The sequence below is a fragment of the Mycobacterium toneyamaense genome, from assembly GCF_055384815.1.
Genome location: NZ_AP040333.1, coordinates 3050181 through 3063664, shown reverse-complemented (window position 1 = coordinate 3063664; position 13484 = coordinate 3050181). Strand labels below are relative to the sequence as shown.

The following is a 13484-nucleotide window of genomic DNA, read 5'->3' as shown; positions in this document are numbered from 1 at the left end:
CCTCAGAGCTTGTAGCCCAGCCGCTCGGCGAGCTTGCCCAACAGGCCGATCGCGGCGTCGGCGATGACCGTCCCGGGCGGGAAGATCGCCGCGGCGCCCGCCTCGTACAGCTCGTCGAAGTCGCCCGGCGGGATCACGCCGCCGACCACGACCATGATGTCCGGACGCCCCACCTCGGCCAGTGCGTCGCGCAGCGCGGGCACCAGCGTCAGGTGCCCGGCCGCGAGCGACGACACTCCGACGACGTGCACGTCGTTGTCCGCCGCCTGCCGCGCCACCTCGTCGGGCGTGGAGAACAGCGAGCCGACGTCCACGTCGAAGCCGATGTCGGCGAACGCGGTGGCGATCACCTTCTGGCCGCGGTCGTGGCCGTCCTGGCCCATCTTGGCCACCAGGATGCGGGGGCGGCGGCCGTCGGCCTCGGCGAACTTCTCGACCAATTCGGTTGCGGTGCTCACGTTTCCGGTCTTCCCCACCTCGTCGCGGTAGACGCCGGCGATGGTGCGGATCTCGGCCTGGTGCCGGCCGTACACCTTCTCCAGCGCGTCGGAGATCTCGCCGACGGTGGCCTTGGCGCGGGCCGCGTTGATGGCCAGCGCCATCAGGTTGTTGCCCAGGCCGTCCTCGCCCGCAGTACCGGATTCGCCTGCCGCACGGGTCAATTCGGCCAGTGCCGCCTGGGTGGCGGCCTCGTCGCGGTCGGCGCGCAGCTGCTCGAGCTTGGCGAGCTGTTCGGCCCGCACGCGGCTGTTCTCGACCTTGAGGACCTCGATCTCCTGGTCCTCGTCCACCTGGTACTTGTTGACGCCGATCACCGTCTGGGCGCCGGAGTCGATGCGGGCCTGGGTGCGGGCCGCGGCCTCTTCGATGCGCAGCTTGGGGATGCCCTCGCCGATGGCCTGGGCCATGCCGCCGTGTTCGGCGACCTCCTTGATGTGGGCGCGGGCCTTCTCGGCGAGCTGGTGGGTGAGCCACTCGACGTAGTACGAACCGCCCCATGGATCGATGGGCCGCGTGGTGCCCGACTCCTGCTGCAGCAGCAGCTGGGTGTTGCGCGCGATGCGGGCCGAGAAGTCGGTGGGCAGCGCCAGCGCCTCGTCGAGCGCGTTGGTGTGCAGCGACTGCGTGTGGCCCTGTGTGGCGGCCATGGCCTCGATGCAGGTGCGGGCCACGTTGTTGAACGGGTCCTGCGCCGTCAGCGACCAGCCCGAGGTCTGCGAGTGGGTCCGCAGCGACAGCGACTTGTCGCTCTTGGGACCGAACTCGGCCACCAGCTCGCTCCACAGCAGTCGGCCGGCGCGCAGCTTGGCCACCTCCATGAAGAAGTTCATGCCGATGCCCCAGAAGAAGGACAGGCGCGGCGCGAACTTGTCGATGTCGAGGCCGGCGTCCAGCCCGGCCTTGATGTACTCGACGCCGTCGGCCAGCGTGTACGCCAGCTCCAAATCCGCTGTGGCACCGGCCTCTTGGATGTGGTAGCCCGAGATGGAGATCGAGTTGAACTTGGGCATCTTGGTGCTGGTGTAGCCGAAGATGTCCGAGATGATCCGCATCGACGACTTCGGCGGATAGATGTAGGTGTTGCGAACCATGAACTCTTTGAGGATGTCGTTCTGGATGGTCCCGGCCAGCTTCTCCGGCGGCACGCCCTGCTCTTCGGCGGCCACGACGTAGAGCGCGAGGATCGGCAGCACGGCGCCGTTCATCGTCATCGAGACGCTGACGCTGCCCAGGTCGATGCCGTCGAACAGCTGACGCATGTCGAGGATGGAATCGATTGCCACACCGGCCATTCCGACGTCACCCTGTACGCGCGGGTGGTCCGAGTCGTAGCCGCGGTGGGTCGCCAGGTCGAAGGCCACCGACAGGCCCTTCTGGCCGGCGGCCAGGTTGCGGCGGTAGAACGCGTTGGACTCGGCCGCGGTGGAGAACCCGGCGTACTGCCGGATGGTCCACGGCTGGTTCACGTACATGGTGGGGTACGGCCCGCGGATGAACGGCGGGGTGCCCGGGAAGCTGTCCAGCGGGTAGCCCGCCTGCGTCGCGGCGTCCCGGTCTTCGGCGATGTACACCGGCTTGACGTCGATGCCCTCGGGCGTCGACCAGGTGAGCTGCTCGGCGGTGTAGCCGTGCGCCTGCGCCGCGTCGGCGACATGGGTGTCGACGGCGTCGGCGGTGGGCGCGGCGGGCGCCTCGCCCTGCAGCGGGACGTCGGCGAAGCTGCCGATGGTGGTCACGTCGGAAGCGGTCATGGTCATGCCCCCAATCGGGTGAGCAGGGTCGAAAGCGCTTCGACGGCATCGATTTTCATGGTCAGGTATTCGTCGGGCTTGTCGGTCGCATCCGCGACGGCCTTCTCCGGCCCGGCGAGGTAGACGTGCGCGACGCCGGCCGCGCGGGCGGCCTTGACGACATCGCTCGCCTCGTCGGCGTACCGGGCGTCGGTGCCGCAGAGGACAGCAGCGACATGGCCTGCACTGGCGGATGCGGCGGCTGCTACATCAACGGTGCCGGGGTTGACGGCCTCGATGCCACCGGAAGCCAGCAGGTTCGCGGCGAACGTGGTGCGGATGTTGTGCTCGGCGAGCGGGCCGACGGGCAGCAGCACGGCCTGCGGGCGCTTGCCGGTCTTGGCCAGGTACGCGTCGGAACGGTTGCGCAGCGCCTCGAAAGCCGCGGCGTAGCGCACGACGCCGGGGAACGAATCCGTCTGCGCGAGCGGGGTTTCCGTGAGGTTGGGGAACTCGTTCACACCGGTGAGCGCCGTACGGCGGTGGGCGATGTCGTCGGCACGACGGGCCGCGACCTCGGCGATCTGAGCGCTCAGGTGATCACGGGCGGCGACGAAACCGCCCAGCGACTCAAGCTCCTGGAACTTCGCCCAGGCCTGCTGCGCCAGCTGATCGGTGAGGTCCTCGACGAACCACGAGCCGCCCGACGGGTCGACGACACGGCCCAGGTGCGACTCCTCGAGCAGCAGCAGCTGCGTGTTGCGCGCCATGCGGCGGCTGAAAGTGACTGCGGTACCGGGCAATCCGCCGTCGATGGCGGCGTCGAACGTCTCGACCAGCACGGTGTCGGCGCCGCCCACGCCGGCGGCGAACGCCGCGAGGGTGGTGCGCAGCATGTTCACCCACGGGTCACGCTGCGACATCATGGCCTTCGAGGTGACGGCGTGAATGGTCGCGGCGCCGGCGTCCGACGCGCCGGCGACCTCGGCCACGCGGGCCCAAAGCTGGCGCGCCGCACGGAGTTTGGCGATGGTGGCGAACTGGTCGTCGTCGGCGGCGAAGCGGAAGCTGAGCTGCCGCAGCGCGTCGGCGGCCGACAGTCCGCTCTCGGTGAGCAGACGCAGGTACGCGACACCGGCGGCGATGGCACCCGCCAGCTCCAGCGAGGCACTCGCGCCGAGGTTGTGCAGCGCGGCGGCGTCGACCGTGACGGCGCGCACTCCCCCGTCGTAGTCGGTCAGTTTCGCGGCGGTGGCGACGACCTCGGCCTCGGCCGCGGCGGCGCGGCCGGACAGCGGCGCGGTCAGCGGGTCAGCACCCAGGTCGATCGACAGCCGGGCACGCTGGTCGGCGTCGAACGGCTTGACCAACGTCAGCAACTGGTCGGCGGCACCCGCCAGATCGGCACCGGCATCCAGGAGCACCGGAACCAAATCCAGGAAGACGCCCTCGAATACGCGGTCGAGCTGGTCGACGGGCACGCCGCCCGAACCGACCCGGACCTCGAGCGCGCTCGTGCCGTCGGTCAGGGCGAGCAGGATGGCACCGTTGACCGTGGCGACGTCGGCATCGCTGGCGATCGGGAAGGACTCGGCCACCTTCCAGCCGGCGAGCACGTCGCGGTGGGCGTCACCGCCGCGGGTGAACGGCCAGTGTCCGGGCAGCGCGGGCTCGGCCAGGCCGTCCAGGCTGGTGTACAGGGGACGGACCGGGAAGCCGTCGTAGGTGGGCGAATCGAGCAACCGCTCGGGATCGGCCGGCAGATCCTCGACAGCCTTGCGCGTGCTCTTGGCGAGCACACCGGCGACGTTCGTCTGCCACCGCGCGTAGCGGTCCCGAACAGTGGACACGTCGACAGTCACCGGCGACTCCCAATCTTTCGGCCATCGGACATATGGCACTGCATGCAGAAATGCCTATCACACTTGATTTTCAGGCTAAATCACGCAGGTCGCTACTACCCAGTAGCTCCACCGCACACCGGACGCCCACCACTCTGACGGCGACAGGTCGGCGCCATCGACCGTCTCGTGGACCTGCTCCTGACAGCGATGATCAGGCGGTCGCCCCGTACCCTTGGAAGACGTGAACTCCGTTGTCAGCGCGCTGCGCACGGTCCTGTCTGCGGTGCAAGCCACTGCGGCACAGATGCCGCTGCGGCGGGCCGTGGGCATCGGAACGGCGATTGTGATTCTTGTCGCAATTGCCATCTGGGTGCCGTTGCCCAGCGCGGTGCAGATGCGCGACTGGGCTGCCGCGGCCGGCCCCTGGTTCCCGCTGGCGTTCCTGGTCGCGCACACCGTCGTCACGGTGCTGCCGTTCCCCCGCACCGCATTCACCCTCGCCGCGGGCCTGCTGTTCGGCTCCGCCCTCGGCGTCACGCTGGCCGTCGTCGCCAGCACGCTGAGCGCGCTCATCGCGCTCTGGCTGGTCCGGGTGCTGGGCTGGCAGTTGAGCAAGCTCTCGCACAAGCACATCGACAGCCTCGACGCACGGCTCAAGGAACGCGGGTGGGCGGCGATCCTGTCGATGCGCATGATCCCCGCGGTGCCGTTCTCGGTGCTCAACTACGCTGCCGGCGCCTCATCGGTCCGGTTGGTGCCGTATGCGTTCGCGACGTTCTTCGGATTGCTGCCCGGCACCGCGGCCGTCGTCATCCTCGGCGACGCCCTCACCGGCCAGATTCGGCCGTCGCTGCTGGTGGTGTCGGCCTGCACCGCGACCATCGGGATCTGCGGACTGATCTACGAGATCCGGCTCCATCGCCGTGCGCACGCCGCCGCACTCGACAGCGTGGGCCCGTGACCGCACTCGCCGGCCTCGGCGCCCGGATTCTGCGGAACCGCCACCTGGTGCGGGCCCCGATCTGGCTGTACCGCGCCCGGCTGGGGGCGCTGCTGGGCCCGCGCATGCTGATGCTCGAACACCTCGGCCGTAGCTCCGGTCAACGGCGCTACGTCGTACTCGAAATCGTCGACCGACCGCGCGACAACTGCTTCGTGGTCGCCTCGGGTTTCGGGACGACGGCGCAGTGGTTCCGCAACGTCTGCGCCGAACCACACGTCCGGGTCCAGATCGGCAGCCACGCGCCCGCACGTGCCACGGCACGCGTACTCGAACAGGCCGAAGTCGACCGGACACTCAGCGACTACCGGACCCGCCACCCCAAGTACTGGGAGCAGTTCCGCCCGGTGCTCGAACAGACGCTGGGCCGGCCGATCGGCGACCGCGACGTCCCGCTGCCGATGGTCGAACTGCGGCTGCAGTCCTAACGTTCGCGCTCGGGCAGTCCCTTGGCCGTCATCGCGGTGAACAGCGCCAGGAACAGCACGGCCGGCGCGGCGTTGGCCGGCTTGTCATGTGCCCTGACATGCGCGCCGACGGCCAGCGTGAAGTACAGCGCCAGCATCGCGGTGGTCAGCCGAGCCAGAGCCGAATTGCGCTGTCCGGCAAGCAGACCCACAGCGGCTGCCGCTTTGGAACCGACGAGAATCCAGCGGTACTCGAGCGGGAAGTGCACTCCGTTGAGCGCCTTCTCGATGGGTGCGACGGGCACGGCACACGCCGCCGCGTCACCGGCCATCAGCACCGCCAGGGCCGTGTAGGTCTTCGGGGAGGTCAGTGCGCTCATGGTCACCTCGAGTGTTGCCCGGCGGGCGGGTCGATTTCCGGGGTCTGCCGAGCCTCGAGCGGCTGCGTCTGCGGGGCGCCGTAACCCGGCTGCTGCACCGGCCGGCGGGCCTCGGCTTCGGCCTTCGCCACCGCTTGCGCGATGGCCGGGTCGGTCTGGGTGGAGAACCAGTCGGCGACCTCGTCGGCGTCGTCGTCCGCCCCCGCGGGCGTCGGCTCGACCGGCGACGGCGTGTAGCGGAACACCCCGTCCTCGCCCGGCGCCCCGAGCAGTTTGGTGAAACCCTGTAGCGCGGAACCGAAGTCGCTGGGCACCACCCACACCTTGTTGGCCTCGCCCTTGGCCATCTGCGGCAGGGTCTGGAGGTACTGGTAGGCCAGCAGCTCGGGCGTGGGGCGGCCGGCCTTGATGGCCGCGAACGTCTTCTCGATGGCCTTGGCTTGGCCCTGGGCGTTCAGGTACTGGGCGGCGCGTTCACCCTGGGCCCGCAGGATGCGGGACTGCCGGTCCGCCTCGGCGGCCAGGATCGCCGCCTGCTTGGCGCCCTCGGCCGCCAGAATCTGCGACTGCTTCTGGCCCTCGGCCTGCTTGATGGACGCCTCCCGGGTGCCCTCGGCGGTCAGGATCATGGCGCGCTTCTCGCGGTCGGCGCGCATCTGCTTCTCCATCGAGTCCTGGATCGACGGCGGCGGATCGATGCTGCGCAGTTCGACGCGCGCGACGCGCAGGCCCCACCGGCCGGTGGCCTCGTCGAGTACGCCGCGCAACTGGGCGTTGATCTGGTCCCGCGACGTCAAGGTCTGTTCCAGCGTCATGCCGCCGACGACGTTGCGCAGCGTCGTGGTGGTCAGCTGCTCGACGCCGACGATGTAGTTGCTGATCTGGTACACCGCGGCCTGCGGGCTGGTCACCTGGAAGTAGACGACGGTGTCGATGTTGACCGTCAGGTTGTCCTCGGTGATCACCGGCTGCGGCGGGAACGACACCACCCGCTCACGCAGATCCACGCGGGCCCGGATCTTGTCGATGAACGGCAGCAGCAGCGTCAGCTGCCCCGAGACGGTCTTGCTGTAGCGGCCCAGCCGCTCGATGACCGCCGCCTCGGCCTGCGGGATGAGCGCCACCGATTTGACCACCACCACGATGGCAAACGCCACCAGGATCAGCAGAAGGACAAGTGCACCAGTCAATTTCAGCTCCCCTTGCGTTCAGATGGCCCGGAAGACCACCGCGGTCGCACCGTCGATCCGCATCACCGTGACGTGATCGCCGGGCTCGAAGACATCGTCGTCGGCCATCGGGCGGGCCGTCCAGATTTCGCCGTCGAGTTTTACCTGTCCTTCATGGCGGGTCACCCGTTCCAGCACCAGCGCCGACTTGCCCTCCAAGGCCTTCACCGGTTCGGGCAGACCGGCGGCACCCAGGCGTTTGCGCAGGGCCGGCCGCACCAGGACCAGCAGCAGCACCGACACGATGAGGAAGGAGACGCCGTCGGCCCAGATGGGCCAGTCGGTGGCCCAGCTCAGACCTGCTGTCGCGAGGGCACCGCCGGACAGCATGAGCAGGAACATGTCACCGGTCAGCGCTTCGGCACCGGCAAGCCCGATCGCCACGATGAGCCACAGCAACGGCACCGGCATGCGACCAGAGTAGCGCCTTGCAGGCTTAATCGGCCGGAGCGCTTTACACTGCGTGCATCATGTGGTGTCCAAGTGTTTCGCTGACGGTGTGGGCCAATGCCTGGCATGCCGGCCTGGCCGCACCCGACGATGTCCTCGATGCGCTATCGCCGTGGGCACCAAGGCATTCCATCGCCGCTTACGACGCCGTGGCGGCCAGCCGGACGGGCCTGCCGTGGCCCGATCTGACCAACTACGGCGGCGTCACGTTGCTGCAGACGCTGCGGCACGCGGCCGGCGCCGCACGCTCGGAGCCGGCCCTGAACCTGGTACTGCCCGTACCCGGGGATGTCCGCGGCCTGACGCCCGGCACCCAGTTCCAGCAGGACGCCGTCGACATGGGCGAAGCCGTCGTCGTCACCTCCAACTACGGCGAGGCCGTCGGGCTGGTCCCCGATTTCGAATACGAGGACGACACCGACGACGCGGAGGTCAAAGCCCTGTCCTGGACGGTGTATTCACTGCCCAGCGCGCCCGTGGCCGGGTACTTCGACCTCGGCGAAGAGGAGTACCGGCTGCGTGACGCGGTCCGGTCCGCGGCCGACGCCCTCGGCCGCCTGCGCGCCGAACCGGGTTCGGACATCGAGGATCCGCGCGAGATGGTCGAGCAGCTGCTCGAGGCCGGACATCTGCACCGGCTGCCCGACCATGCCCCCGCGCGCGCGGTGCGGGTGCTCGAGACCGCGGCCCACATCGACGCGATCGTCACGGTCAGCGCCGGGCTGGCGCCCATCGGTCTGCAGAGCGCCTCGGAGATGCAGATCGCCAGTGAGGCCATGCGGCCGCTGACCGACATCGTGCGCTCCGCACGGCTGGCTGCCGTGACGGCGATCCTGCACTCCGCCTGGGAGCGGTAGGCGTCCCCTACTGGCACCGGCCGTGGCCGCGGCGTGTCGCCGGAAATTGACCGTGCGTCTTGGCAGCTCGCTACTCGGCATTCGGCTCAAGTTGACCTACGCCGAGCGAGGGCCCTCGCACAGTTTCATGTCAGTTCGCGAGAGAAACTCACGAGCCGGGACACTGCGGCGAGCAGGGTGCGCCGTTGATGCTGCAGCCGTAACCGGGCACGGGATCGTCACCGTCGACCCGAGCCGGCTCGGCGCTCGTGCGCAACTCCTCGATCAGCGCTGCCGCCAGCTTCGCGTAACGCCGGTCGGCATTGGGAGTTGCGGTGCGCACCAACGTGATTCCGGCCTCGGCGGCCTGTTGGGCGAGCTCGTTGTCCAGGTCCCACACCACCTCGATGTGGTCGGCGACGAATCCGATGGGACATACCACGACAGCGCTGGCGCCCGCGTCCCCGAGCGCGGCGAGATGGTCGCCGACGTCCGGTTCCAGCCACGGCACCTGTGGCGGGCCGGACCGAGACTGCCACACCAGGTCGTAGTCGCCCACTCCGACGGCCTGAGCGACCAGACGCGCCGCATACGCCACCTGCCGGCTGTACAGCCGCGGTCCGTACCGTTCGTCGGCGGCCAGCGGTATGGAGTGCGCCGTGAACACCAGGCGCGCGCCCGAAGGCGCGGCATGCAAGGCCTGCGAAACGAATTCGGCGTACATCTCGACGAAAAGCGGATGGTCGAAGTACTGCCTCACCTTCACCAGCTCCGGCGCCTGCGGTCCCGCCGCAGCCCTGCCGCGCGCGATGTCCTCGACATATTGCCGACAGCTCGAGTAGCCGCCCCACGCCGACGTCGTGAACACCGCTGCCCGGCGAACTCCGTTGTCCCGCATGGCGATGACGGTGTCCTCGACGTACGGCTCCCAGTTGCGGTTGCCGAAATACACCGGCAGATCCGGCATCGCCGCCTCAAGCTCCGAGATCAACGCGCGGTTGATGCCGTTGATCGGCGACACGCCACCGAAATGCAGGTAGTGCTCGGCCACTTCGTCGAGCCGCGCCGGCGGGATGTTGCGTCCACGGGTGACGTTCTCCAGGAACGGGCGGACGTCCTCCGGACCCTCGGGTCCGCCGAACGACAACAGCATCAGTGCGTCGAAATCCACGGGTTTGTCCCCTCCTCAGACGCGAAACGGCGTCCCGGCAGTCGAAACCTGCTGGAACGCCGTTTCGGCGGAAAACAAATCGAATCAGAGCAGCTGGGTGCTTGCGCCACCGTCGGCGTAGATGATCGAGCCGGTGGTCGCGGGCAACCATTCGGACAGCAGCGCACACACGGTCTTGGCGACCGGCGTCGGGTCCTTCATGTTCCAGCCGATCGGCGCACGCTGGTCCCAGCCCTCTTCGAGCAGCTGCATCTGCTGGCCGGCCTCGTCGCCCAGCGCGCCGCCGACGATGGCGCTCATGGCCAGGGTCCGGATGGGGCCTGCCGCAACGAGATTGGAGCGCACGCCGTACTTGCCCGCTTCGCGCGCGACGAACCGGTTGACCGACTCGAGCGCGCTCTTGGCGACCGTCATCCAGTTGTAGGCGGGCATGGCGCGGGTCGGGTCGAAGTCCATGCCGACGATGCCGCCGCCTTCGTTCATGATCGGCAGCAGCGCCTTGGCCAGCGAGGCGTACGAGTAGGCCGAGATGTGGATGCCCTTGGCGACGTCCTCGTAGGGCGCGTCGAAGAACGGGTTGATGCCCATGCCGCTCTGCGGCATGAAGCCGATGGAGTGGACGACGCCGTCGAGCTTGTTGCCCGCGCCGATCACCTCGGTGACACGCTCACCGAGCGAGGCCAGGTGCTCCTCGTTCTGCACGTCGAGCTCCAGCAGCGGTGCCGGGTTGGGCAGCCGGTCGGCGATGCGCTGGATGAGCTTCATCCGGTCGAAGCCGGTGAGCACCAGCTCGGCGCCCTGCTCCTGGGCGACCTTCGCGATGTGGAACGCGATGGACGAGTCGGTGATGATCCCGGTGACCAGGATCCGCTTGCCTTCGAGCAAACCTGCCATTGTGCTGACTCCTTTTAAACGAAAGTTCGGGTAAGCCAAAGAGTTTCGGGTCAGTGACCCATGCCCATGCCGCCATCGACCGGGATGACCGCACCGGCGATGTAGCCGGCGTCCTCGGAGGCCAGGAAGCTCACCGCACCGGCGACGTCTTCGGCGGTGCCGACGCGCTTGGCCGGGATGAACTCCAGCGCGCCTTCCTGGATGCGCTCGTCGAGGGCCCGCGTCATCTCGGTGTCGATGTAACCGGGGGCGACGACGTTGGCGGTGACGCCGGCCTTGGAGAGCTCGCGCGAGATGGAGCGCGCCATGCCGATCAGGCCGGCCTTGGCCGCGGCGTAGTTGGCCTGGTTGCCGATGCCCCACATGCCCGAGACCGAGCCGATGTAGATGATGCGGCCGAAACGCTTGCGCTGCATGCTGCGTGACGCGCGCTGCGTCACCCGGAACGCGCCGGTGAGGTTGGCGTTGATGACCTCGGTGAACCGCTCCTCGGTCATGCGCATCAGGAACGCGTCCTTCGAGATGCCGGCGTTGGACACCAGCACCTCGACCGGGCCCTGGTGCTCCTCGACCTCTTTGAACGCGCGGTCGATGGCCTCGGTGTCGGTGACGTCACACTCGACGCCGAACAGACCCTCGGGGGCACCGGAACCGCGGTGGGTCACCGCGACCTTGTGTCCGTCCGCGGCCAGGCGCTGCGCGATGGCCAGGCCGATACCCCGGTTACCACCGGTGACCAGCACGGAACGGGAAACGAAGGCCGGACGGCCGGGAGCAGCCTCAGTGGCAGCACTGTCACTCATGCTGGTCAACTTATCGTCTCGGCCGGTGCAGGCCGAAATCGGCTCGCCGCGACGGCGGGGCCGTCCAATGGACTCTGTGTGTTGACAGCTACCGAGCCGCTGCCATGGCACCGCGGCGCCGGTTCGCAACGAACCGGACGACGTCGGCGATCCAGTCGCGGTCGGTGCGCAGCGTGAGCAGCGGGGCATCGCATCGGCGCAGCGTGCGGGCCACTTCGTCGCGGTGCGCCTGGGCGGCGCGGGCGAAGTCGTCCCGAAGTTGCTCGTCGATGGTGAATTCCTTGGTGATGCCGGACTCGGCGTCCTGCAACACCACGTCCCCGACCGCCGGCAGCTCCACGTCACGCGGGTCGATGATCTCGATGCCCAGCACCTCGTGCCGCCCCGCGATGGCCCGCAGCGGCCGCATCCAGTTGATGGGGCCGAGGAAGTCACTGATGATCACCGCCATGCCGCGGCGCCGCTCCGGGCGGCGCAGGGCGTCGATGGCCGCGGCCAGGTCACCGCGGACCCCTGCCGGGGCCTTGGGTGTGGTGGCGATGGCGCGCAGCAGCTCCTGCTCGTGCAGCCGGCCGGAGAGTGCCGGTACCCGGCGGACGGTGTCGCCGTTCGAGATGACCGCGCCCAGCCGGTTACCGCCGCCGCTGTTGAGGAACGCGATGGAGGCCGCCGCGGCGACCGCCAGATCACGCTTCTCACAGCCCGCGGTGCCGAAATCCAGGCTCGCCGACATGTCGACGACGAGCCAGGTCTCCAGCTCCCGGTCCGCGATCATCTGCCGCACGTGCGGATGCGTCGTGCGGGCCGTGACGGACCAGTCCATCCGGCGGACGTCGTCGCCGGGCTGGTAGAGCCGCGACTCCCCCGGCTCCGAGCCGGGCCCGGGAATCAGGCCCTGGTGGTCGCCGTGGAGGACACCGTCCAGCTTGCGCCGGACGGTGAGCTCCAGCTTGCGCAGTGCGGCCGACAGCTCGGGATCCCGAATCTGGCCGCGCTGCAGTGACGGCAGATCGACGGACCGGCCCGTCTGTGGCGAAGCCGAACGATCAGACCCGGGGGCGGTCACCGACCAGAGGCCCCAGCTGCGCCGGCCATCACGGGCGGAACCGAATGTCCTTGCTGCGGAATGGCATTCACCTGCGGCAGCGCGACGGTCTGCAGGATGCGGTTGACGACGGTCTCGGCGGAAATCTCGTCGGCGAGCGCGTCGTAGGTGAGCACGAGGCGGTGCCGCAGCACATCCGGGATGACCTCGACGACGTCCTGCGGGATGACGTAGTCGCGGCCGCGCACCAGCGCCAGCGCACGCGAGGCGCTGATGATGCCGAGCGAGGCACGCGGCGAGGCGCCGTAGGCGATCCACGTCTTGGCGTCGGGCATGCCGAACTTCTCCGGCTCACGGGTGGCGGTCACGATGCGGACCACGTAGTCGACGAGGGCGTGGTGCACGAAGGTGTTGGCGGCCACGTCCTGCAGGCGCAGCAGGTCCTCGGTGGTGAGGATCTGCTTGGGCTCCGGCGGCTTGACGCCCATCCGGTAGATGATCTCGCGCTCTTCCTCGGGCGACGGGTAGCCGACGTTGAGCTTGAACAGGAAGCGGTCGCGCTGCGCTTCGGGCAGCTGGTACACGCCCTCCTGCTCGATCGGGTTCTGGGTCGCCATGACCAGGAAGGGGCTGGGCAGCGGGAAGGTCTTGCCGCCGATGGAGATCTTGCGCTCTGCCATGACCTCCAGCAGCGCCGACTGCACCTTGGCGGGCGCGCGGTTGATCTCGTCGGCGAGCAGGAAGTTCACCATGACCGGGCCGAGCTCGATGTCGAACTCTTCCTTGCCGACGCGGTAGATGCGGGTACCGACGATGTCGGTGGGCACCAGGTCAGGGGTGAACTGGATACGGGCGAACGAGCCGCCGACGACCTTGGCGAAGGTCTCCACGGCGAGGGTCTTGGCGACACCCGGCACACCTTCGAGCAGGACGTGGCCCTTGGCCAGCAGGCCGACCAGCATCCGCTCGACCAGCTGGTCCTGGCCGACGATGATCCGCTTGACCTCGAAGATGGCGCGCTCGAGGGTGTGCACCTCGGACTGCAACGACGCGCTGACGGGCTGCTGCGCGGCGGGGGCGGCGTGCGCCCCGGGCGGGTAACCCTGCGTGGGTGCCGGGCCTGGGTAGCCTCCGGCGCCGTCGGGCGGCCCACTCGGTGACGTCATCTAGCTTCCTCCCACAATTGTTTCGGCC

Annotated in this window: 13 protein-coding genes; 3 read left to right on the top strand and 10 right to left on the bottom strand. The window is 68.9% G+C overall.

The genetic code is table 11. The annotated features are described in order from the left end of the window. Positions 1-2: 2 nt before the first annotated feature. Positions 3-2252 (bottom strand): methylmalonyl-CoA mutase, encoded by a 2250-nt coding sequence (gene scpA / locus ACZ5IQ_RS14865; protein ID WP_133427698.1) that lies wholly within the window; start codon positions 2250-2252, stop codon positions 3-5. Positions 2253-2254: 2 nt separating this feature from the next. Next, positions 2255-4093, bottom strand: a complete 1839-nt coding sequence (gene mutA, locus ACZ5IQ_RS14860; protein ID WP_464481405.1) for a methylmalonyl-CoA mutase small subunit — start codon at positions 4091-4093, stop codon at positions 2255-2257. A gap of 223 nt (positions 4094-4316) precedes the next feature. Between mutA and ACZ5IQ_RS14855 the strand changes: the two genes are divergently transcribed. Both ACZ5IQ_RS14855 and ACZ5IQ_RS14850 read left to right on the top strand, forming a co-directional pair. Further along, a complete protein-coding gene (locus tag ACZ5IQ_RS14855; RefSeq protein WP_464481404.1) occupies positions 4317-5036 on the top strand; it encodes a TVP38/TMEM64 family protein in 720 nt (239 codons plus the stop codon). After that, complete coding sequence (locus tag ACZ5IQ_RS14850; protein WP_464481403.1) at positions 5033-5503, top strand: nitroreductase family deazaflavin-dependent oxidoreductase; 471 nt, start codon at positions 5033-5035, stop codon at positions 5501-5503. Before ACZ5IQ_RS14855 ends, ACZ5IQ_RS14850 begins: the two co-directional genes overlap by 4 nt. Here ACZ5IQ_RS14850 and ACZ5IQ_RS14845 read toward each other — a convergent pair. From ACZ5IQ_RS14845 to ACZ5IQ_RS14835, 3 genes are read right to left on the bottom strand one after another with little or no spacing between them, the layout of a single operon-like run. After that, a complete protein-coding gene (locus ACZ5IQ_RS14845) occupies positions 5500-5862 on the bottom strand; it encodes a DoxX family protein (protein ID WP_464481402.1) in 363 nt (120 codons plus the stop codon). The genes ACZ5IQ_RS14850 and ACZ5IQ_RS14845 overlap by 4 nt on opposite strands. Positions 5863-5864: 2 nt before the next feature. Further along, positions 5865-7052: an SPFH domain-containing protein gene (locus tag ACZ5IQ_RS14840; RefSeq protein WP_061000845.1), complete on the bottom strand. Its 1188-nt coding sequence runs from the start codon at positions 7050-7052 to the stop codon at positions 5865-5867. An 18-nt stretch (positions 7053-7070) separates the two neighbouring features. Continuing rightward, positions 7071-7502: an NfeD family protein gene (locus ACZ5IQ_RS14835; protein ID WP_061000847.1), complete on the bottom strand. Its 432-nt coding sequence runs from the start codon at positions 7500-7502 to the stop codon at positions 7071-7073. 59 nt (positions 7503-7561) lie between these two features. Between ACZ5IQ_RS14835 and ACZ5IQ_RS14830 the strand changes: the two genes are divergently transcribed. Further along, complete coding sequence (locus ACZ5IQ_RS14830) at positions 7562-8398, top strand: hypothetical protein (RefSeq protein WP_464481401.1); 837 nt, start codon at positions 7562-7564, stop codon at positions 8396-8398. A 148-nt stretch (positions 8399-8546) separates the two neighbouring features. On the opposite strand, the gene ACZ5IQ_RS14825 is transcribed toward ACZ5IQ_RS14830, so the two are convergent. From ACZ5IQ_RS14825 to moxR1, 5 genes are all read right to left on the bottom strand, one after another. Then, positions 8547-9548, bottom strand: coding sequence for a ferrochelatase (locus ACZ5IQ_RS14825; protein WP_409429952.1), 1002 nt, complete (start codon positions 9546-9548; stop codon positions 8547-8549). Between the two features lie 84 nt (positions 9549-9632). Continuing rightward, complete coding sequence (gene inhA, locus ACZ5IQ_RS14820; RefSeq protein ID WP_061000853.1) at positions 9633-10442, bottom strand: NADH-dependent enoyl-ACP reductase InhA; 810 nt, start codon at positions 10440-10442, stop codon at positions 9633-9635. Between the two features lie 50 nt (positions 10443-10492). Further along, on the bottom strand, positions 10493-11245 hold the full coding sequence (gene fabG1 / locus ACZ5IQ_RS14815; protein ID WP_409429953.1) for a 3-oxoacyl-ACP reductase FabG1: 753 nt from the start codon (positions 11243-11245) through the stop codon (positions 10493-10495). Positions 11246-11333: 88 nt separating this feature from the next. Beyond that, a complete protein-coding gene (locus ACZ5IQ_RS14810) occupies positions 11334-12254 on the bottom strand; it encodes a DUF58 domain-containing protein (protein WP_464481472.1) in 921 nt (306 codons plus the stop codon). A 53-nt stretch (positions 12255-12307) separates the two neighbouring features. Next, complete coding sequence (moxR1, locus tag ACZ5IQ_RS14805) at positions 12308-13456, bottom strand: chaperone MoxR1 (protein WP_061000857.1); 1149 nt, start codon at positions 13454-13456, stop codon at positions 12308-12310. Between the last annotated feature and the right edge of the window lie 28 nt (positions 13457-13484).

Bases quoted from the DNA above. Each gene is read 5' to 3' on its own strand.
- inhA (WP_061000853.1), bottom strand. From the start codon at position 10,442: ATGGCAGGTTTGCTCGAAGGCAAGCGGATCCTGGTCACCGGGATCATC.
- ACZ5IQ_RS14845 (WP_464481402.1), bottom strand. From the start codon at position 5,862: ATGAGCGCACTGACCTCCCCGAAGACCTACACGGCCCTGGCGGTGCTG.
- moxR1 (WP_061000857.1), bottom strand. From the start codon at position 13,456: ATGACGTCACCGAGTGGGCCGCCCGACGGCGCCGGAGGCTACCCAGGC.
- scpA (WP_133427698.1), bottom strand. From the start codon at position 2,252: ATGACCGCTTCCGACGTGACCACCATCGGCAGCTTCGCCGACGTCCCG.
- ACZ5IQ_RS14835 (WP_061000847.1), bottom strand. From the start codon at position 7,502: ATGCCGGTGCCGTTGCTGTGGCTCATCGTGGCGATCGGGCTTGCCGGT.
- fabG1 (WP_409429953.1), bottom strand. From the start codon at position 11,245: ATGAGTGACAGTGCTGCCACTGAGGCTGCTCCCGGCCGTCCGGCCTTC.
- ACZ5IQ_RS14830 (WP_464481401.1), top strand. From the start codon at position 7,562: ATGTGGTGTCCAAGTGTTTCGCTGACGGTGTGGGCCAATGCCTGGCAT.